Below are 19,933 nucleotides of genomic sequence, written 5' to 3'. Positions count from 1 at the left end.
CCCGCCACGGCAGGCGCACATCTCAACAGTAGGCCGCAGAGGGTCGCGGCGGGCCGCGATCGGCTACGGTTTCCCGATTGCGGCCTGGCCATCCGCAACCCTCTGGTAATGCGCTTCGGTGGGCCCTCTATGAGTGATGCCCGCTGACTATGCCGGGACTCCTGATCGGGCTACTCGGGTGGGGTCACGGCCGCTTCGCGTGCGGCGTCCGGCCCCTGTTCGAGGAGTACGGCGAAGCCGTCCTCCTCCAGCACCGGCACCTTCACCTGCATCGCTTTGTCATATTTAGATCCGGGGTTGTCGCCGACGACCACGAAGTCGGTCTTCTTCGAGACCGAACCGGTCACCTTCGCCCCCCGGCTCTGAAGCGCCTCCTTAGCGCCGTCCCGCGTGTACGACTGGAGCGTCCCGGTGACGACGACGGTCAGGCCTTCCAGCGGCCGCGGACCCTCATCCTCCCCCGCCTCCTCCTCCATGCGTACCCCCGCGGCGCGCCACTTCTCCACAATCGCGCCGTGCCAGTCCTCCGCGAACCACTTCTTCACGGACGCCGCGATGGTCGGGCCGACGCCCTCGGTGGCCGCCAGCTCCTCCTCGCTCGCCTCCGCGATCCGCTCCAGCGACCGGAACGCCCGGGCCAGCGCCTCCGCCGCGACCGGGCCCACGTGCCGGATCGACAGCCCCGTGATGATCCGGGCCAGCGGCCGCTCCTTCGCGGCCTGGATGTTCTCCAGCATGGACAGGGTGTTCTTCTTCGGCTCGCCCTTCTGGTTGGCGAAGAAGGTGACGATCTTCTCCTCGCCCGTCTCCGGGTCTCGCTTGGGCAGCCCGCTGTCCGGGTCGAGCACGTACGACTTGATGGGCAGCAGCTCCTCGACGGTGAGGTCGAAGAGGTCGCCCTCGTCCTTCAGGGGCGGCTCCGAGGGCTCCAGCGGCTGGGTCAGGGCGGTGGCCGCCACATAGCCGAAGTTCTCGATGTCCAGGCTCTTGCGGCCCGCCAGATAGAAGATCCGCTCGCGCAACTGGGCAGGGCAGGAACGGGCGTTGGGGCAGCGGAGGTCGATGTCGCCCTCCTTGGCGGGGCGCAGCTCCGTGCCGCAGTCCGGGCACTCGGCGGGCATCGCGAACTCCCGCTCGGTGCCGTCGCGCAGGTCCACGACGGGCCCCAGGATCTCGGGGATCACGTCGCCGGCCTTGCGCAGCACCACCGTGTCGCCGATCAGGACGCCCTTGGCCTTGACCACGTCCTGGTTGTGCAGGGTCGCGAACTCGACCTCGGAGCCCGCGACCGTGACCGGCTCCACCACCGCGTAGGGCGTGACGCGGCCGGTACGGCCGACGCCGACGCGGATGTCGACGAGCTTGGTGTTGACCTCCTCCGGCGCGTACTTCCAGGCGATGGCCCAGCGCGGGGCGCGCGAGGTGGAGCCGAGCCGCCCCTGGAGGGGGATCTCGTCGAGCTTGACGACCACGCCGTCGATCTCGTGCTCCATGGAGTGCCGGGTCTCGGTGTCGCCGAAGCGGGCGATGAACTTCCGCACGCCCTCCAGCGAGTCGACCACCTGGTTGTGCTTGGCGGTCGGCAGCCCCCACTGGCGCAGCAGGTCGTACGCGTGCGACTGGCAGTCGATGTCGAAGCCCTCGCGCGCGCCGATGCCGTGCACCACCATGTGCAGCGGGCGGGCCGCGGTGATCTTCGGGTCCTTCTGGCGCAGCGATCCGGCCGCCGCGTTGCGCGGGTTGGCGAACGGCGGCTTGCCGGCCTCCACCAGGCGGGCGTTGAGCTCCTCGAACTTCTCCATCGGGAAGAAGACCTCGCCGCGCACCTCGACCAGCTCCGGGACCCGCTCCCCCTCCAGCCGGTGCGGGATCTCGTCGATCGTGCGGACGTTGGGCGTGATGTCCTCGCCGGTGCGGCCGTCCCCGCGGGTGGCGGCGCGGGTCAGCCGGCCGTGCTCGTAGGTGAGGTTGACGGCGAGGCCGTCGATCTTCAGCTCGCACAGGAAGTGGTACGGGGTCCCCTCCCCCACGTCCTTGGCGACGCGCTCGGCCCAGGCCGCCAGTTCCTCGTCGTCGAAGGCGTTGTCCAGGGAGAGCATGCGCTCGCGGTGCTCGACGGTGGCGAAGTCGGTCTCGTAGGCGCCCGCGACCTTCTGCGTGGGCGAGTCCGGGGTCCGCAGCTGCGGATGCTCCTCCTCCAGCGCCTCCAGGGAGCGCAGCAGCTTGTCGAACTCGGCGTCGCTGACGACCGGGGCGTCCCGGACGTAGTACCGGAAGCGGTGATCCTCGATCTGCTCAGCGAGCCGCGCGTGCTTCTCCCGCGCTTCCGCGGGTACCGCTGCGTCCTGTTCGCCTGCCACCGTCTCGTCCTCCCGTTGCTCCAAGAGCGCCGTCACTCAGGGTTGTCCGCGAGCGATCTCGCCGCCTTGACGCAGTGTGCGAGGGCCGTATGGGCATATGCGGGCGAAGCGCCCGCGAGCCCGCACGACGGAGTGAGCACGACGGACTCCGCGAGAGTCCCCGGTGCCAGCCCCAGCCTGCGCCACAGCGTCCTGACACCCATGACGCTACCGGCAGGGTCCGACAATGGGCCGTCGGTGCCCGGCACCACGCCCGCGAAGAGCGCCGTGCCGCCCTCCACGGCCTCCCCGATCGCCTCCTCCTCACCCTCGGTGAGCAGTGCGAAATCGAACGACACGCCCGCGGCCCCGGACCGCCGCAGCAGGCCGAACGGCACGTTCGGCGCGCACGAGTGGACGACGACCGGCGCGCCCCCGGCGGCGGCCACCATGTCCCGCAGCGCGCCCTCCACCACGCTCCGGTCGACGGCCCGGTGGGTGCGGTAGCCGCTGGCCGTACGGACCTGGCCGGTCAGCACCGAGGTGAGCGACGGCTCGTCGAGCTGGAGCACCACGCGGGCCCCGGGCACCCTGCGCCGCACCTCCGCGAGGTGGGCCCGCACCCCCTCGGCCAGCGACGCGGCCAGATCCCGGCACGCCCCCGGATCGCGCAGCGCCACTTCGCCGCCGCGCGTCTCCAGGGCGGCGGCCAGCGTCCACGGCCCGACGGCCGACACCTTCAGCGGCCCCTCGTACCCCTGGGTGAACTCCTCCAGCGCGTCGAGGTCTTCGCCCAGCCACGACACTGCCCGCTTGGTGTCCCGCCCCGGCCGGTCGCTGATCCGCCACCCGCTGGGCTCGACGTGCGCGTACACCTCCACGAGCAGCCCCGCGGTCCGCCCGATCATGTCCGCGCCGGGCCCCCGCGCGGGCAGTTCCGGCAGGTGGGGGAATGCCTCCAGCGACCCGGTGACGGTCTTCGCGGCCTCCCGCGCGTCACCGCCGGGCATCGACCCGACGCCGGTCGCCACGCCCGCGGTCCAGCTCTTCTCGCTCTTCTCAGTCACCCCGGAAGGGTACGAGAGTACGAGCACGCGGGAACCGCGACGGCCCCGGGCGGAGTCTCCGTCCCAGATACAGGAGGTGTGTGCCATGTCTTTTCTGTCCAGCGCACTAGTGCTCGCCATCCCCGCGCTGATGGCCTGCCTCGCGCTCTACGGCATCGGCAGGGTCGCCGAACGGCGCCGCCGTCTCACCACCCTGTGGCGTACGGGACTCACCGCCCAGGGGCGCTGTCTGCGCGCGTACGCCACCTCCCGGGGCGGCCAGGGCGGCCCCGCCGTCCTGCACCACGTGTACGAGTACCGGACGCGCGACGGCCGCCCGGTGCGCTTCGAGGAGACGGGCAGCCCGGCAACGGTGATGGCGGGCGACACGCTCACCGTCCGCTATTTACCGGAGCAGCCCGAGCAGGCGACCGCCCTCCAGCCGGACAACTCCGGGATGCTGCGCGCGGCGGCGGCGTCGATGGCGGTCGTCACGGCACTCCTCGCGGTCCTCGTGTGCTGCCTCGCGGTGTACGTGGCGGTGTTCATGTAGCCGGTACGTGACGGTGCTCATGGTTCATGCAGCTGGTACGCGACGGCATTCATGATTCATGCAGTCGGTACGGACGGTGTTCTCGGTTCATGTAGCCGGTACACGACGGTGTTCGCGGTTCATGCAGCCGGTACGTGAGGGTGTTCACGCGGCCGGTACGTGCCGCAGCCCCGCCCAGGCGAGGGCCGCCCCCGCCCCGTACGCGGCGAAGGCCAGCCCGAAGGAGACCGCCGCGCCCGTGTACCAGTCGCCGGCGCCCGCGAGCACCGCGCCCATGACGGCGATGCCGACGAGGGAGCCGACCTGGCGGTTGGCGTTGAGCGTGGCGCTGGCGATGTTGGCGTGCTGCGGACCCGCGGCGTCCATGAGGGCGCCGGTCAGGGCCGGGGAGGCGATGCCGACGCCGATGTTGAGGACGCCGAGCACGACGGCCAGCACCCAGTAGGGCAGGTCCGGGGAGAGGATCAGGCCGAGCGCCAGCATGCCGAGGGCGGCGTAGGCGAGCGCCCCGGCGAGGGCGGTGCGATTGCCGACGCGGAGGCCGAGCCTGGCGTAGAGGACATTGCCGATGGGCCAGACCAACTGGGTCGGCAGCAGTTCCAGGCCCGCGGTCACCGGATCGGCGCCGCGCGCGTTCTGGAGGAAGAGCGCGAGCATGAACATGACGCCGTAGACGCCGAAGTTGAAGAGGAAGCCGACAGCGTTGGCGGTCGAGAAGCGCCGGTCGGCGAAGAGGTCACCGGGCAGCACCCGCACCCGCCCGGCGGCCCCGCCGGTCCGCTCCCGCACGACGAAACCGGCCCCGGCCAGCAGCGCCACGGCGAAGGCGGCCAGCACGGCGGGCGACGCCCACCCCTGTTCCGGGCCCTCGATCAGCCCGTAGCTGAGGGCGGCGAGCGCGACCAGCCCCAGCACGTGCCCGACCGCGCCGAGCGGCGCGGGCCTGCCGGGCAGCACGGCCACCACGCGGCGGGCGAGCACGAACCCCACGGCGCCGACGGGCAGGTTGACGAGGAAGATGCTGCGCCAGCCGAGGGAGCCGACGAGCACCCCGCCGAGGAGCGGTCCGAGCCCGGCCGCGGTCGAGACGATCGCGGCCCAGAGCCCGAGGACCCGGGAGCGCTGCCGCGGTTCGGGGAAGGCGTTGAGCAGCAACGTCAGCGAGCTGGGCATGAAGAGCGCGGCGCCCGCGCCTTGGAGCAGCCGCCCCGCGACGAGCACGTCAGGGATGGGCGCGCTCGCGCACAGCAGTGAGGCCGCGGTGAAGAGCGCCAGCCCGGCGAGGTAGATCCGGCGGGCGCCGAAACGGTTGGCGAGAGTGCCGGCCAGCAGCAGGAAGGAGGCGAAGACGAGTACGTACCCGTCGACGACCCAGGTCAGGCCGGACAGGCTCAGCCCCATGTCCGTACGGAGCCGGGGGCCGGCGACATTGACGATCGTCACATCGAGGGTGGCCATCACGAACCCCAGCGCGAGCGCGAGGAGTTGGAGGCCGGGCCGCCCCGGAGCGGAGGGGCGCGCGGGGGCGTTCGCGGCCCGGGGAGAGCGGGTTGGGGTGAGCATGCGGATAGTTAAAGCTGTATCTACATCCGCCAACAATAGTTACAGCTGTAACTTTACTCAAGGCATACGGTCCCGCCCCCGGTCGGTCCCGCGAGAGTCAGGCCCGGTCCAGGGCCCGCAACAACTGGTCGCGAAGGGCCGCGCGCTCGTCGTGCGACATATGGTCCAGCGGCGAGTTCGTGGCCATCCGCCGCAGCAGATCCAGGCGCAACTCCCGCCCCGCGTCGGTCAGTACGAGCTGCTTGGCCCGCCGGTCCTGCGGATGCGGCCGGCGCTCCACGAGCCCCTGCTTCTGCATCTTGTCGATGACGTACGTGACATTCGGCGGCTCGCAGCACAGCACGGCCGCCAGCTCCCGGGCGGTCTTCGGCTCGCCCAGCTCCTCCAGCGCCTTCGCCTGCGTCGGCGTGAGATCCAGCTCGGCGATGCGGCTGCGGCGGTGCGCGTCCATCCGGTGCGTCAGCTCGGTGACGAGCGAACGGATCTCCCGCACCCCGCACGCCGTCGCCGTCACGGCCGTCGGTTCGCTCAGTTCGGTGCTCACCCGGCCAGCGTACGTCCGAGGCGGCCAGGTCGTACGGTTCGCCCGGGGCGTACGACCTGGCCGGAACCGACGGACCGGCCGGACCCTACGGCCCCGCGGCCCCGGCGCGTACGAGGCCACCGCCCCGGCACGTAAGACATCGGGGCCCGGTACGGCACGTACGACGTCACCGCCCCGACACGTACGACGTCAGCGCCCCGGCCGCACCGTGATGTCGTTGATCTCCGCGTCCCGCGGCAGGTCGATCGACAGCAGGATCGTCTTCGCGATCGACTCCGGGTCGATCCAGCGCTCGGCGTCGTACTCCTTGCCCTCCTGCTGGTGCACCTTCTCCTGCATCGCCGTGGCGGTGCGCCCCGGGTAGACGGAGGTGACGCGCACCCCGTTGCCGTGCTCCTCGGCGCGCAGCGAGTCGGCGAGCGCCTTGAGGCCGTGCTTGCTCGCGGCGTACGCGCCCCACTGGGGGCCCGCGCTGAGGCCGGCGCCGGAGTTGACGAAGAGGACGTGGCCCTGGGCGATGCGCAGCTGGGGCAGGAACAGCCGGGTCAGCTCGGCCGGGGAGACGAGGTTCGCGGCGAGCTGGCGGTTCCACGCCTTCGTGCTCAGCTCGCCGATGCCGCCGAGGTCTACGACGCCCGCGATGTGCAGCAGCGTGTCGACACGGTCGGGGACCGACTGCTGGCTGAGCGCCCAGGAGAGCCGGTCGGGGTTGCCCAGGTCGGCGACGAGAGTGCGGGCGCCGGGGAAGCGCTCCGCGAGTTCCTTGGCCCGCCCGGCGTCGCGCGCGAAGAGGAACAGCTCGTCGCCGCGCGCCAGCAGCTTCTCGACGACGGCCGCCCCGATGCCCGAGCCGGCCCCAGTGATCATGTGCGTACTCATGGGACCCAGCTTGCCTTACGGGACTTACTGGACTCCGGCCGACTCTTCGAGATACGCCATGGTCCCCACGCCGTCCTCGGCGAAGAAGACGAGCTCCGTCAGCGGGACCGGCAGGAAGCCCTCCTCCTCCATCCGCTGGAACTGCTGCTTCAGCCCGTCATAGAAGCCCGCGGCGTTGAGCAGCACCACCGGCTTGGTGTGCATCCCGTGCTTCTTCAGCTCCAGGATCTCGGTCGCCTCGTCGAGCGTGCCGGTGCCGCCCACCATGATCACGATCGCGTCCGCGCGCGCCAGCAGCAGCGCCTTGCGCTCCGCGAGGTCCTTGGTGACGATCATCTCGTCCGCGTTGGTGCGCGCCTTCGCGGCCAGGAACTCCACCGAGACGCCGACCAGCTTCCCGCCGTTGTCCTGCACCCCGTCCGCCATGACCTTCATCAGGCCGGACTCGGAGCCGCCCCACACCATGGTGTGCCCGCCCTTCCCGATCAGCTCGGCGAATTCACGAGCGGGGGCGGTGTAGCGGTCGTCGAGGTCGGCGGCGGAACAGAAGACGCAGATATTCATGGGTGCCACGGTACGCGCGGCACGTGCCTTGCCGCCCCCGCCATTGCGGGCGACAAGGGCTGCGGCCCCTGGCTGAATTCATCACATCTGCACACGGTCGCGTATGCCTGCGTATACCTGCGTATATCTGCATGGGTTTATACGCGTCTGCACAGTTCTGCACGTTCTCACCGGCTGAGCGCCGTCGCTCAGCCTTCTGCCGGGCCGGTCAGATGAGCCCCTGCTCCAGCATCGCGTCGGCGACCCGCTCGAACCCGGCGATGTTGGCGCCCGTGACGTAGTCGCCCGGCGCGCCGTACCGCTCGGCGGTCTCGTAGCACGTGGCGTGGATGCCGCGCATGATCTCCGCGAGCTCGCCCTCCGCGCGCTCGAAGGTCCAGGACTCGCGCCCGGAGTTCTGCCGCATCTCCAGCGCGCTGGTCGCGACGCCGCCCGCGTTGGCCGCCTTGCCCGGCCCGAACGCGACCCCGGCCTCCCGCAGCACCCCGACCGCCTCCGGCGTGGCCGGCATGTTGGCGCCCTCGGAGACGGCCTTCACCCCGGCGCGTACGAGCGTCCGGGCGGCGTCGCCGTCGAGTTCGTTCTGGGTGGCCGAGGGCAGTGCGACGTCGGCGGGCACGTCCCAGACGGAGCCGCCCGGCACATACGTGGCCGAGGCCCCGCGCCGCTCCGCGTACTCGCTGATCCGGCCGCGCTCGACCTCCTTGATCTCCTTGAGCAGGGCGAGGTCGATGCCCTTCTCGTCCACGATGTAGCCGCCGGAGTCCGAGCAGGTCAGCACGTTGGCGCCGAGCGCCTGGGCCTTCTCGATCGTGTAGATCGCCACATTGCCGGAGCCGGAGACCACGACCTGCTGCCCGTCGAGGTCCTCGCCGCGCTGCTTGAGCATCTCGGCGGTGAACAGCACGTTCCCGTACCCGGTGGCCTCCGTGCGGGCGTGGGAGCCGCCCCACTGGAGGCCCTTGCCGGTGAGGATGCCGGCCTCCCAGCGGTTGGTGATGCGGCGGTACTGGCCGAACATGAAGCCGATCTCCCGGCCGCCAACGCCGATGTCCCCGGCCGGTACGTCCGTGTGCTCGCCCAGGTGGCGGTGGAGCTCCGTCATGAACGACTGACAGAACCGCATCACCTCGGTGTCCGACCGGCCGTGCGGGTCGAAGTCGCTGCCGCCCTTGCCGCCGCCGATGTTGAGCCCGGTCAGCGAGTTCTTGAAGATCTGCTCGAAGCCGAGGAACTTCACGATGCCGAGGTTGACCGAGGGGTGGAAGCGCAGCCCGCCCTTGTACGGGCCGAGGGCGCTGTTGAACTCCACGCGGAAGCCCCGGTTGATGTGGATCTGCCCGGCATCGTCCTGCCACGGCACCCGGAACATGATCTGCCGCTCCGGCTCGCAGATCCGCTCCACCAGCTTGGCCTCGGCGATCTCGGGCCGCGCGGCGAGGACCGGCGCGAGCGTCTCCAGGACCTCCAGCGTGGCCTGGTGGAACTCGGGTTCGCCGGGATTGCGGCGTATCAACTCGTGGTGAAAGGACGACATCACATCAGTACTCACATCGGTCCCCTTCCAGGACAGCGAATATGACCATGCCTTCTCTGGTATGGCCATGCGACTTTAAGCGCCGGGCGTACTGGGCCGGCCGCCGGGGCGGCCACGGAACACCGGCCCCTCCCGCCCGGGAATCCGTGTGGGAACCCGTGCGGGAGGGGCCGCTCGCCGTGCCGGAACGGGGCACTCGCCGTACCGCGAGGGGGCGAGTGAGGTGGGCGCGTACCCGGCACGGCGTACGGCTCCCTCGAACGCCTCCTCCCGGAAGACGACGCCATTGGCTTCCATTGCCCACGAATAGGAAAGGGAATCTTGTCTGTTCCACTCGGCGGTTCCACGCCGACGGCTCAGGAGGCCGCCTTCTCCCGAGTCAGCAGTTCGAGCAGCTCCGCGGGGGTGGCGTTGTTGGTCGCCACGGCTTCGGCGGCGGCCGCGGCGCTGCGGGGGAGCATCACCCGCTCATACTCGGCGAGCGCGGCCTCGATGTCGTCAGGGTGCGCGGCGAGGGCCTGGCCGAGTTCCGCGCCGTCCTGAAGGGCCAGGTTGGCGCCCTCCCCGTCGGGGATCGAGAGGTGGGCCGCGTCGCCGACCAGGGTCACCCCCGGCACCCGGTCCCAGCGGTGCCCGGTCGGCAGGGAGTGGAGCGGACGCAGTACGGGCGCGGTGTCGGCGTCGGTGATCAGCGCGGTGAGCTCCGGCGCCCAGCCGTCGAACTCCGCCGCGATCCGCGCGGCGGCCGCACCGGAGTCGGTGAAATCGATGCCGTCGAGCCATTCCCGCGGCTTGGACAGCGTTATATACGCGTGGATGGTCGCGCCGCTCTCCCGATGAGCCCCGATCCACGCGCCGTCCCGCCCCGGATCGACCGTGCCGAACGAGCCGCCGCCGACCGCTCGCGCGGTGGCGGGGTGACGGGTGTCGACGTCGAAGAGGTAGGTCTCAACGAAGGACCGGCCGACGTACTCGGGGGTGGCGTCGGAGAGCAGCGGCCGGACCCGTGACCACGCGCCGTCCGCGCCGACCAGCAGGTTCGTGGTGACGGTCGAACCGTCGGCGAACGCCACCTCGTGCCGCCCCTCACCGAGGGCGCGTACGCCCGTAACTTTGCGCCCCCACTGGACAGTGCCGTCCGGGAGCGAGTCGAGCAGAATCCGGCGCAGTTCGGCCCGCTGCACCTCGGGGCGGCCGCCCGTACCGTCGTCGGGCTGGTCGAACAGGACGTTCCCGTCTGGGTCGAGGAACCGCATCGCCTGGCGGCCCTCCAGGATGATGCCGTCGAACTCGTCCATCAGGTCGGCCGCCTTGAGGGCGAGCTGCCCGTTGTAGTCGTGGATGTCGAGCATCCCGCCCTGCGTACGAGCCGTCGGGGACGCCTCCCCCTCGTACACCGTCGCCGGGATGCCGTGTACGTGCAGGACACGGGCCAGGACGAGCCCGCCGAGGCCGGCTCCGATGATCGTGGCGTGAGTGGTCATGGCGATGAGTGATTCCTTGCCTGTCGGGGGCCTGTCGAAGGCCGGCCGGGTGGGCGCCCGGCCGGTCTCAGGCAAGATTCCGGCCTCCGGCCGACAGGCGGCCGACGCGCGCCCGACAGCCGCCGATGTACGGCCGATGCGCGACCGACGCCGCGCTCCTGGCTCCTGACTCCTGGCTCCTGGCTCTTGAAGGCGATGCAGGTGGTTCAGATGAGCGTGAGTGCTGCCGCCGCGATGTAGACGAGCTGCCACAGGCTCCGCTGCACGATCGGGTCGCCCTGGGCCACCTGCCGCTTGGCGGCGGACACGTTGGCGGGGAACATCGCGACCATGAGCGCGATCAGGCACCAGGCGGCCGCGGTCGATGTGGCGGGGATCAACAAGCCGATGGCACCGGCGAGTTCGAGCACCCCCGTGGCCGTCACCAACAGGTCCGGCCGGGGCAGCGCCGGCGGCACCATGCCGATGAGGTCGGCGCGCAGTTTGGGGTGGGCGTGGGCGGACACGGTGAACAGGAACATCAGGGCCACGCCGACCCGCAGCGCGGATTGCCAGTCGTCGAGCGCGTCCACCCCGGCCACTCCGACCAGGCGGGCCACCGCGAACCCGACGACGAGGGCGATGAAGGGTTCCACTCGGTCCTCCAGTGGGTGACGGCCGTACGGCCAGGGGTCGGCCCCAGTGCACCACCGGACGCCGCCCGGTCGGCCGGCAGAACCGGCCACCGGGCCCAACCAGGTGTACGGCCCCACCCGAACGGCCGCGTTGAACCGCTCCGAGCCGTGCCGAGGCGGGCCCGGCCGCTCAGGCGGCGAGCGCGGAGGGAAGGGCGGGCCCGGGCGGAACCGGGCCGACGGCGAGAGCGAGTTCGAACCAGACGGTCTTGCCGCCGGGCCCGTTCACCCCGTCCCCTATGGCACACCCGCCCCAACGGTCGGCGACCAGTTCCACGATCGCCAGCCCCCGCCCGCCCTCGGCGTAGGCGCCGACGCCTCCGCCTGCGTCTACGCCGGCGGACGGCTCATACCTCTTGGGGAGATCCGGACTGGCATCCCAGACGCTGACCCTCAGCACCGGATACAGCCAGTGCAGCCGCACGGTCGCCGACCCTCTCGTATGCCGCACGGAATTCGTGGCCAGCTCGCAGGCCAACAGCTCGGCCCGGTAGCTGAGTTCGGTGAGTTCGTGCGCGGCCAGGACGGCCCGCAGGGTGATCCTGGCGATACGCGGCCCGCGCGGATCGCACGGAAAGCCGAGTTCGTACTGCCAGGGTTCGGTGAACGGGATGGGGGCGGGGTGGTCGGCAGGGTGACCGGCGGCATGGTCTGCGGCCTGGTCTGGGGCGTGGGGGGAGTCTTCTGTCCTCACGGGGCACCTCCTTGGGTGCGGGCGTGCGATAACGAGCGGACGTGTGCCGGTGGTTGCCGAGGCCGGGCGGTGGCTTTGCCGGTGTTTCCCCTGCCGCGCCGGGCGGCTTCCGGGTGAGCAGGGGGCACCGGTGCACTTCCGGCCCGTAACGCGGCGTAAGTGACACGCGGCACACCGTAGCGGTTAAATGGCAACACGTGCTACCTACTCACACGAAACGCGTCGTACGAAAGTGTTCGATGGACAACCAGACGACGCAGTGGCCAAACTGTGCGCGCAACGAAGGAGTTGACCTATGGCACCGCGTCAAGCCCCCACGGTCCGCCAACGCCGGTTCGGCACCGAACTACGTCGGCTGCGCGACGCCGTGGGGATGTCCGCTCCGGTGGCTGCCGAGAAACTCGGCGGGGACCGGACGATGATCTCCAACATCGAATCCGGACGGTTCGGCATCAGCGATGAGCGACTCCGCCGCCTGGCCAACATCTACGAGTGCGACGACCCCGCCCTGATCGATGCCCTGAGCGCAATGACCGGCGGCCGGTCCAAAGGCTGGTGGGACGAGTACAGAGGCAAGATCCCGCCAGACTTCTTGGACGTGGCGATACTGGAACACCACGCCACCAGCCTGCGCACGCTCCAGACAGCGCACATCCCGGGCCTGTTCCAGACCGAGGACCACGCCCGCACGCTCTTCGACCTCTTCGTACCCGCGCTACCGCGGCTGGAGGTCGAATTGCGGGTGGCGCAACGACTGGCGAGGCACAGAGTCGTAGCGGGTGACCGCAGCGTGCCGTATGTGGGACTCATTCATGAGGCGGCTCTACGGATGCGCGTCGGGGGCCGCCGAGTCGCCACCGCGCAACTGAAACGCCTTCTTGAGGAGAGCGAACGTGACAATGTCCAGCTGCTCGTGATCCCGTTCGCAGCCGGGGCGTTCCCCATGGCCGGCGAGACAGTGCTTTACGTGTCCGCCGCCAACTCCCAACTGGACACCGTGGAAGTCGACTCGCAGGTCGGTGCGGTCTTCCTCGACTCGCCGACCCAGCTGGCCAACTTCCGTCGACGCCTGGACTTGGTCGAGCAGGTGGCGTTGAATCCGAAGGAGTCGAGGGACCTCATCCTGGACATCGTCAGTGACATGTGAAAGGCAACGTCCTTGCGCGAGTTGAAGTGGCTCAAGTCCTCGTTCTCCGAAGCGGCCGGTAACGCTTGCGTGGAGGTCGCCACGACGCACACCGTCGGCGTTGCGCTCCGGGAAAGCGACTGCCCCACCACCGTCGTCACGACAAGCCGCCCCGCCCTCGGCGCGTTACTACGCCGTATAAAGGCCGGCACGGAATCTCACCGCCTCTGAACGGAGTTCATCCACACCGCCCCAGCGCCCCGCGAGAGGTCCATGGCAGTGACCCAACATAGTTGGCAACGCTCATCCTTCTCCGGCGACGGTGGAAACAACTGCATCGAGATCGCAGCGACGAGAAGCACGGTGGCGCTCCGTGAGAGCGAAACCCCTGCCACCACCCTCACGACGAACCGGACCGCCCTACGCGCATTGCTGCGCCACGTGAAGGCCAATAAAGGCACCGCCAAATCGGCATAGGGCCGCTCGATGGACATGGCCGGCTCCGGACAGGAGGCACCGTTATGCGTATTCCCGGACCTGAGCGTCAGGAGGACGGCGGGCTGAGCGCCGTCGTGGACGCGGGTGGGCTGCACCGGTACCAATTGCGCATGCACGAGGCGTACGGGCCGGTCGTACGGTTCCAACTGCCGGGCGCGGACTCGGCCGTATCAGTTGCCGATCCCGTACTTCTGGAGGCCACGGAGCACCTCGACAAGCGGCCCGAGGAACTGTTCGCGTTCCTGGACCCGTTGTGCGAGGCGGGCAATTTGCAGGTGCTTCCCGCCGATGAGCACACCCCCTGGCGACGGCTGCTGCTCTCGGTGCTCGCCGGACGCCCGGCCCACGAGCGGCACTTCGCGCGCTTCACGGAACTGGCACGGGAGCGCGCGGACCGCTGGGACGGGCGGGAAGCGGATGACGAACCCGTCGAGTTGCAGAAGGAGTTGACGGCGCTGTCGCTCCGTATGATCTGCGGTTTCGCGTTCGGCGAGGCGGGCGCCGATACGGACGCGGACCGGATCGTCGTGGCGTTCGAGGAGGTGCTCACCGAGTACCTCGGACGGCTCTACCAGGTGCCACGGGACGACCCGCGCTCGGCGGAGCGGGCGGAGGAGGCCCTCGCGTACCTGCGGGCGACGGTCGACGGCGTGGTGGCGGGGCACCGTTCCGGCGGCCGTACGGACCGCAGCGACCTGATCGGGGCGCTGGTGGAGGCCGGGGAGAGCCCGGCGCGCATCCGGGACACCGTGATGATGACGCTGCTGGCCGCCCACCACACCACCGGCGTCGCCGTGTCATGGACGCTGCACCTGCTGGGCCGCCACCCCGACGCGGCCGAGCGCGTGGCCGCCGAACTGGACGAGGTGCTGGGCGGGCGCTCCGCGCCCGACTACGGCGACCTGCGGCGGCTGACGTATCTGGACATGGTGCTCAAGGAGTCGATGCGGCTGTTCCCGCCCGGCCCGTACGGCGCGCGTGAGACGACGGAGGACCTGGCCCTCGGCCCGTACGAGATCCCCGCCGGGACGACGGTGTTCTATCCCTTCTGGGCGGTGCACCTGAACCCCGCGTACTGGCCCGAGCCGGAGCGGTTCGACCCTGAGCGGTTCACGCCGCGCGAGGCGGCCAAGCGGCCGAGGCTCGCGTACGTCCCCTTCGGGATCGGGCCGCGCGGCTGCGAGGGCGCCGCCCTGGCCACGGTCGAGGCCCAGCTCGTCCTGGCCGTCCTCCTCAAGCGCTTGCGCTTCCGGCCCGCGCCGGGACACGAGGTGACGCCGGTGGAGCGGTTCGTACTGTGGGCTCGGGACGGGATTCGGATGACGGTGCGGCCGCGGGCAAGCGGAGCGGGCTGAGCGCCGGGCCGGGACCTCCCCTGAGGAAGTTGAGGGGCGTACGGAACTGGGCACAGGGCACCCCTTCTGCCATCATGAACAGTCGGAACCTTGTTCCGCTTCAAAATATACGGAACGAGGTTCCGACTGGCAAGGTGGAGTGATGGGAGTTTCAGCGCAGTGACCGGCATCGGCAACGCATCAGGATCACCGGCGCCCCGTAAGCGGGCCGACGCCCGGCGCAACGAGAAGACCCTGCTGGAAGCGGCAGCGGCGGCCTTCGTCGCCTCCGGCGTCGACGCACCGGTACGCGACATCGCGGCCAAGGCCGGTGTCGGGGTCGGCACGATCTACCGCCACTTCCCCACGCGCGCGGACCTCGTCGCCTCCGTGTACCGGCACCAGGTGGAGGCATGCGCCGAGGCGGGCCCCGACCTGCTGGCGAGCAGCCCCTCGCCGCATATCGCCCTGACGCGCTGGGTGGACCTCTTCGTCGACTTCCTCGTCACCAAGCACGGCCTGGCCGAGGCGCTGCGCTCCGACGACCCGACGTTCTCGACTCTGCACACCTACTTCATCGACCGCCTCGTACCGGTCTGCGCCGACCTGCTCCACGCCGCCGCCGACGCGGGCGAGATCCGCTCCGACATCGGGGCCCTGGAGCTGATGGCCGGCGTGGGCAACCTGTGCATCGGGGCCAGCAACCCGCGATACGACGCCCGCCGCCTGGTCGAACTCCTGCTGGCCGGCCTGCGCCTGCCGTAGCCGACCCGGCGTCGGCGTCAGCGTCGGGCGCCAGTGCCGGGCGTCGGCGTCGGGCGTCAGTGCCTTGGCCCGGACCGGCACGGACCGGCCCTGCCCGGCGGGCTTACGGTGGCGGCCCGCCCCGGGGTCTGGAGTTCCGGGCGCTTGCACGTCAGCGGCTGAGCACCTTTTCGAGCAGGGTGACGGCGTACGCGCTGCCCAGCCCCCCGTCCTTCGCGGGCTGCGCGCCGACGACGGAGTAGCCCGCCGTCTCGTAGTACGCGCGCAGCCGCGCGTTGTCGGCCAGGCAGTCCAGTCGGCAAAGGCTCCGGCCTGAGGCGGCGATGCGGCGTTCGGCTTCGTCGAGCAGGCGGCGCCCGGTGCCCGGCGGGGCGGTGCGGCGGTCGGTCATCAGCCGGTGGACGTAGCCGGCGGTAGGCGGCTGAGGGCCCCAGGCTGCCACGTCGTCCCACCACAGTTCCCAGGCCCCGGCGATCGGGCCGTCGGGACCGAGAGCGGCGAGCCAGACCTCGCCGGCTTCCAGACATGCGCGGAAGTGGTCCTCGCCGAGTTGTCCGGGCTTCCACTGGTCGATCCCGTGGGCGATCTGCCACTGGGCGGCGTCGTCTCGGAGGCGGACCAGCTCGGCCAGGTCGTCCCTGTCCGCGCGCCGGAAGGCGAGCCGGTCTCCGGAAACCGGTTCCCGCTGCTGGTCGAAGGCTATGTGCGTGTCCACAACGCGGCACCCTATGTCCGCCCGGACGCGGGCACCACGACGAACGTCACCCCGTCGGGTCGGTCGGGTGTCCACCGGTCCGGGGGGGGCGGTCCATGCTTCCGCGGAAATCGACGAGGCCGGTACAGCACACCTCCACCAACACCGCCGCAGACGCCTCCGCCTACGTCACCGCCACCACGAGGCACGCTTTCGCCGCGGCAGGGAGGTGCGGCCACGCCCGCTTCCTGGCTGGAACTGGCACGGCCGAGTTTTGGACAAGCTTGCGAAGTTGGTTCCCAATGCGCGGTTCTGCGCCAGGGTGGGTGGTGTCGCTATCGAGTGCGTTCCAGCGTCCGCGTTGACGCACTCGCCGTCATTCACGACGTCATTCACGAGGGGAAGCCTGATGGCGAACGAACTCAAGTATGGCGAGCAGATCCATCTGCAGAACGGCTACGACAGTTGGAAGGGCGGCTACCTCGACACCAACAGCCACAGCAGCGCGTCCGGCGGCAAGTACCAGGTGGCGACCGCCGACAGCCCGTCCCGCGGCAAGGGAACCGGCACCTGGGAGATCCTCTCGGCATCGGGAAAGGCCGCCGGCCAGCCGGTGGTCAGCGGTGACGTGGTCTACCTGCGCAACCTGTACGGCGGTGACGGCGGCTACCTCGACACCAACGGCCACGCCCGTGACGAGCAGAAGAGCGCCGGCGCCAAGTACGACGTGTCCACCTCCCAGTCCCAGGACCGGGCCACGGGCACCGGCCGCTGGCGGATCTTCGCGCAGACCTCCAGCCCCGCCGACCAGAACGTCCGGGCCGGCGACGTAGTCCACCTCTGGAACCTCTACGGGGACAACGGCGGCTTCCTGGAGACCAACCACACGAGCCCCCTCAGCGGCGCCAAGTACGACCTGTGCACCAACGCCTACTTCAACCGCAGTTCCGACGTCGCCGACTGGAAGATCCACCGGGCCCAGGGCTGACCGTCCCCGGCCTCCCCCGCCTCGCCCCGGCGGCACTGCCGCCGGGGCTTTACGCACGGGGAAAGGTCGACGGAGCAGAGGTCGGCGGAGCAAGGGTCAGCGCAGCAGGGGTCAGCGCAGCAGGGGGAGTTTCCCGACAAGCTTGTCGATGCGGTTGCGCGGACCGAGGAGGCTGACGGCGCAGTAGACGAGATCCCCGGCCTTGGTACCGGCGACCTGCTCCAGGTACTGGTCGTAGACCTTGACGCTCTGCGCGTGTTCGGGCATGTCGAAGATGAGGACGTCTTCCTTCTCGGCCGCCTTGCCGCGCAGGGCGTTCAGCGCCGCGGCATCGGCGGCCAGGATGGAGCACCCGGCCCAGGGCAGGCCGGGGTGGTGGAACCCGTCGGCGTCCTCGGCATCTGCGCCCAGTAGCGCGGGGTGCTGCCGGCCGACGCCCGCCGCGATGCAGGCGGCGGCGTTGACCTGCCGTCCGGCAGGGAGGGCGGCATCGACGACGATCACCCACTTGAGCTTCGCCTGCCGGGTGGAGAGGTCGGTCCGGACGTCGTCGGTGGTCAGTTCGGGTACGGACATGGCTACTGCTCCTGGGTACGGGGTGTGGCGGTGGCGGGTGTGGCTGTGGGGGGTATGGCGGTGGGGGCTGTGGCGGGTGCGGCTTCCGGTCGGGGCGCGGGAAGGCAGGCCGCCGCGAGTCCGCCCAGCATGAGCAGGCTCCCGAGGACGGCGGTCGCGGTGAGGTGCTCGTGCAGGACGAAGACGCCCAGGAAGGACGCCGCGAGGGGTTCGGCGAGGCAGAGCGTGGCCACGGTCGCCGCGCTGGTGAAGGTGATGCCGACGGAGAACAGCCAGTACGGCAGGGCGGTGGCGGCCACCCCCAGCCAGGCGATCAGACCCAGCGCCGCGGGTTCGCCGAGGGAACCGGCATCGGTGACCACCCACGGCACCAGCGGTACGGCGCCGAGCAGCAGCGCGAGGGCGGACACCGTCGGCAGGTGAACGCCGGGATGGTCGGCAGCCAGCTTCTTGGCGAACACGGTGTACAGGCCGAAGCAGACGCCCGAGGCCGCAGCCGCCGGCAACCCGAGGGCATCGACGCCGGCCCCGGTGGGCGCCGACAGCAGGACGCAGCCGGTCACGGCGGCGGCGGTGGAGATCAGCCACGTCCGGGTGAGCCGTTCGCCGCCCACCGCGCGGGCGATCAGCCCGGTGGCGACGGGAGCGGTGCCCAAGGCGACAGTGGTCGCCAGCGCGGCGCCGGTACGGGCTGCGGAGAAGAGGAAAGCCGCCTGATAGACGCCCGTAGCGGCGGCGCAGATCAGCAACGGGCGGGCCAGCCCCTGCCGCATCGCCGGGATCAGGGCGGGCAGATGGCGGCGGGCGCATACGCCCAGCACCACGCCCCCGACGACCAGCCGCCAGCCGCCGAGCGCGGCGGGGCCCATGGGGGTACCGGCCAGAGCCTGCGCGGGGCCCACGGTGCCCCACAGGAGCATGGCCCCCAGGACCAGCCCGGCACCGCCGAAGAACCCGTGCATTTGTTGCCTCATGACGCCATAGGCTAAGCATTGATGCGCGCAGACCGGCAGAACAGCGCATTTCATGTGGCGTGGAGGCGAAACTGTGGAACTTGATTCGGTGGACAGGGCTCTATTGCGGGAGTTGCAGAACGATGCACGGCAGACCAACCGGGAACTGGCCGCGAAGACGGGCGTCTCGCCGTCGACATCGCTGGAGCGGGTCCGGCTGCTCCGCGAACGGGGCCTGATCACCGGCTATCACGCCGCACTCGACCTCGAAGCGGTCGGACGGCCCGTACAGGCACTGATCTCGGTACGAATCCGTCCCCCCGCCCGGCCGATCATCGAAGGCTTCCGGGAATGGGCGCAGCGGCTGCCGGAGGTCATCGCCATGTTCGTCACCTCCGGCTCCTACGATTTCCTCCTGCACATCGCAGTACCGGACGTGAACGGCGTGTACGCCTTCGTCATCGACCGGCTCACCGAACGGCGCGAAGTCGCCGACGTCCAGACGACAATGGCGTACGAACACGTCCAGCCCCGCATCATCGAACCGGCCCCCACCCCCGGCGCCGACACCACCGGGCCGGCTCGGCCTCCGCGTCGGCATCGGTAGCGGGGGGGGGTGCTCCCGCGTGGTGCTGGGTGGGACGTGTGGTGCTGGGTGGGGCGGTATTGCCGGTGGGCAAGTGCGGGTTTCGTCTCGGACCCTCCGGATCCAAGGCGCCACCAGCGGGAGGGGAGGGGGCCGGGCTGCTGTCGGTTCGCTGACTGTCGCCGTGTTCGCGGCTGAGATCAGGGATGGCTCGCTGCGCTTCACCGCTGGTTGCTGCCGCGATGGGGTCGTGGTGGGACCTTCGGGAGCGGGTGGGTTCATGGCTCGGGCCTGTGATCCACGGCAGCGAGCAGGGGAGTGCGGCGCGCTGCGCTGCGCCTTGGGCGGGGTTGCTGTCCGAGGAGGGTTTCCGCACCCAGGGCAGGGGCTGGGGATGTGGAAACTCCCCTCCAACGCCCACGTGCCCGATATGCCCAGCCTGGAAGGTTGAATGGCTAACAGGTCGGAGTTTCCATCCGACAAAAGCGCCTTATCAGACGCGGAATCGGACGGTAAGTCTGACCTGTTGCCCAATC

General features: G+C 70.5%; 21 protein-coding genes. 8 read left to right on the top strand and 13 right to left on the bottom strand.

Annotated elements, in window-relative coordinates; all coding sequences use genetic code 11:
• Window positions 1-170: 170 nt before the first annotated feature.
• Entirely contained in the window at window positions 171-2,360 is a 2,190-nt protein-coding gene (ligA, locus tag AB0I22_RS20100) for an NAD-dependent DNA ligase LigA (RefSeq protein WP_363132164.1), read from the bottom strand.
• A gap of 32 nt (window positions 2,361-2,392) precedes the next feature.
• Window positions 2,393-3,406, bottom strand: coding sequence for a methionine synthase (locus tag AB0I22_RS20095; protein ID WP_363132163.1), 1,014 nt, complete (start codon window positions 3,404-3,406; stop codon window positions 2,393-2,395).
• Between the two features lie 85 nt (window positions 3,407-3,491).
• Here AB0I22_RS20095 and AB0I22_RS20090 point away from each other — a divergent pair, with 85 nt between their 5' ends.
• Window positions 3,492-3,938 carry a DUF3592 domain-containing protein gene (locus tag AB0I22_RS20090; RefSeq protein WP_363132162.1) on the top strand — a complete coding sequence of 149 codons (447 nt, stop codon included), beginning with the start codon at window positions 3,492-3,494 and terminating at the stop codon, window positions 3,936-3,938.
• 144 nt (window positions 3,939-4,082) lie between these two features.
• Here the strand turns inward: AB0I22_RS20090 and AB0I22_RS20085 are convergent, their stop codons facing one another.
• The 8 genes from AB0I22_RS20085 to AB0I22_RS20050 all read right to left on the bottom strand — a co-directional run bounded on the left by AB0I22_RS20085 (window position 4,083) and on the right by AB0I22_RS20050 (window position 11,877).
• Window positions 4,083-5,501: a DHA2 family efflux MFS transporter permease subunit gene (locus AB0I22_RS20085; RefSeq protein WP_363132161.1), complete on the bottom strand. Its 1,419-nt coding sequence runs from the start codon at window positions 5,499-5,501 to the stop codon at window positions 4,083-4,085.
• 97 nt (window positions 5,502-5,598) lie between these two features.
• Complete coding sequence (locus tag AB0I22_RS20080; RefSeq protein WP_363132160.1) at window positions 5,599-6,045, bottom strand: MarR family transcriptional regulator; 447 nt, start codon at window positions 6,043-6,045, stop codon at window positions 5,599-5,601.
• 189 nt (window positions 6,046-6,234) lie between these two features.
• A complete protein-coding gene (locus AB0I22_RS20075; RefSeq protein WP_363132159.1) occupies window positions 6,235-6,924 on the bottom strand; it encodes an SDR family oxidoreductase in 690 nt (229 codons plus the stop codon).
• Window positions 6,925-6,948: 24 nt separating this feature from the next.
• Window positions 6,949-7,488, bottom strand: coding sequence for a TIGR00730 family Rossman fold protein (locus AB0I22_RS20070; RefSeq protein ID WP_363132158.1), 540 nt, complete (start codon window positions 7,486-7,488; stop codon window positions 6,949-6,951).
• Window positions 7,489-7,696: 208 nt separating this feature from the next.
• Complete coding sequence (gdhA, locus tag AB0I22_RS20065; RefSeq protein WP_363132228.1) at window positions 7,697-9,025, bottom strand: NADP-specific glutamate dehydrogenase; 1,329 nt, start codon at window positions 9,023-9,025, stop codon at window positions 7,697-7,699.
• Window positions 9,026-9,381: 356 nt separating this feature from the next.
• A complete protein-coding gene (locus tag AB0I22_RS20060; RefSeq protein WP_363132157.1) occupies window positions 9,382-10,509 on the bottom strand; it encodes an NAD(P)/FAD-dependent oxidoreductase in 1,128 nt (375 codons plus the stop codon).
• Between the two features lie 206 nt (window positions 10,510-10,715).
• On the bottom strand, window positions 10,716-11,144 hold the full coding sequence (locus AB0I22_RS20055; protein ID WP_363132156.1) for a hypothetical protein: 429 nt from the start codon (window positions 11,142-11,144) through the stop codon (window positions 10,716-10,718).
• 169 nt (window positions 11,145-11,313) lie between these two features.
• Window positions 11,314-11,877 (bottom strand): ATP-binding protein, encoded by a 564-nt coding sequence (locus tag AB0I22_RS20050; RefSeq protein ID WP_363132155.1) that lies wholly within the window; start codon window positions 11,875-11,877, stop codon window positions 11,314-11,316.
• Between the two features lie 295 nt (window positions 11,878-12,172).
• Here AB0I22_RS20050 and AB0I22_RS20045 point away from each other — a divergent pair, with 295 nt between their 5' ends.
• From AB0I22_RS20045 to AB0I22_RS20025, 5 genes are all read left to right on the top strand, one after another.
• Entirely contained in the window at window positions 12,173-13,024 is an 852-nt protein-coding gene (locus tag AB0I22_RS20045; protein ID WP_363132154.1) for a helix-turn-helix transcriptional regulator, read from the top strand.
• A gap of 12 nt (window positions 13,025-13,036) precedes the next feature.
• Window positions 13,037-13,234 carry a DUF397 domain-containing protein gene (locus AB0I22_RS20040; RefSeq protein WP_363132153.1) on the top strand — a complete coding sequence of 66 codons (198 nt, stop codon included), beginning with the start codon at window positions 13,037-13,039 and terminating at the stop codon, window positions 13,232-13,234.
• A gap of 42 nt (window positions 13,235-13,276) precedes the next feature.
• Complete coding sequence (locus tag AB0I22_RS20035; protein ID WP_363132152.1) at window positions 13,277-13,480, top strand: DUF397 domain-containing protein; 204 nt, start codon at window positions 13,277-13,279, stop codon at window positions 13,478-13,480.
• Between the two features lie 44 nt (window positions 13,481-13,524).
• A complete protein-coding gene (locus tag AB0I22_RS20030; protein ID WP_363132151.1) occupies window positions 13,525-14,856 on the top strand; it encodes a cytochrome P450 in 1,332 nt (443 codons plus the stop codon).
• A gap of 159 nt (window positions 14,857-15,015) precedes the next feature.
• Window positions 15,016-15,600 (top strand): TetR/AcrR family transcriptional regulator, encoded by a 585-nt coding sequence (locus tag AB0I22_RS20025; protein ID WP_363132150.1) that lies wholly within the window; start codon window positions 15,016-15,018, stop codon window positions 15,598-15,600.
• A gap of 151 nt (window positions 15,601-15,751) precedes the next feature.
• Here the strand turns inward: AB0I22_RS20025 and AB0I22_RS20020 are convergent, their stop codons facing one another.
• Window positions 15,752-16,315, bottom strand: coding sequence for a GNAT family N-acetyltransferase (locus AB0I22_RS20020; RefSeq protein WP_363132149.1), 564 nt, complete (start codon window positions 16,313-16,315; stop codon window positions 15,752-15,754).
• A 388-nt stretch (window positions 16,316-16,703) separates the two neighbouring features.
• Between AB0I22_RS20020 and AB0I22_RS20015 the strand changes: the two genes are divergently transcribed.
• Complete coding sequence (locus AB0I22_RS20015; RefSeq protein WP_363132148.1) at window positions 16,704-17,282, top strand: hypothetical protein; 579 nt, start codon at window positions 16,704-16,706, stop codon at window positions 17,280-17,282.
• 111 nt (window positions 17,283-17,393) lie between these two features.
• Here the strand turns inward: AB0I22_RS20015 and AB0I22_RS20010 are convergent, their stop codons facing one another.
• Window positions 17,394-17,858, bottom strand: a complete 465-nt coding sequence (locus AB0I22_RS20010) for a DUF2000 domain-containing protein (RefSeq protein WP_363132147.1) — start codon at window positions 17,856-17,858, stop codon at window positions 17,394-17,396.
• Window positions 17,859-17,860: 2 nt separating this feature from the next.
• Window positions 17,861-18,832, bottom strand: coding sequence for an EamA family transporter (locus AB0I22_RS20005; RefSeq protein ID WP_363132146.1), 972 nt, complete (start codon window positions 18,830-18,832; stop codon window positions 17,861-17,863).
• 73 nt (window positions 18,833-18,905) lie between these two features.
• On the opposite strand from AB0I22_RS20005, the gene AB0I22_RS20000 reads away from it, so the two are divergent.
• Window positions 18,906-19,418: an Lrp/AsnC family transcriptional regulator gene (locus AB0I22_RS20000; RefSeq protein WP_363132145.1), complete on the top strand. Its 513-nt coding sequence runs from the start codon at window positions 18,906-18,908 to the stop codon at window positions 19,416-19,418.
• Window positions 19,419-19,933 lie beyond the last annotated feature (515 nt).

Source organism: Streptomyces sp. NPDC050610, assembly GCF_040654875.1.
Lineage (GTDB): Bacteria > Actinomycetota > Actinomycetes > Streptomycetales > Streptomycetaceae > Streptomyces.
This window is presented reverse-complemented; position numbering and strand designations above follow the sequence as displayed.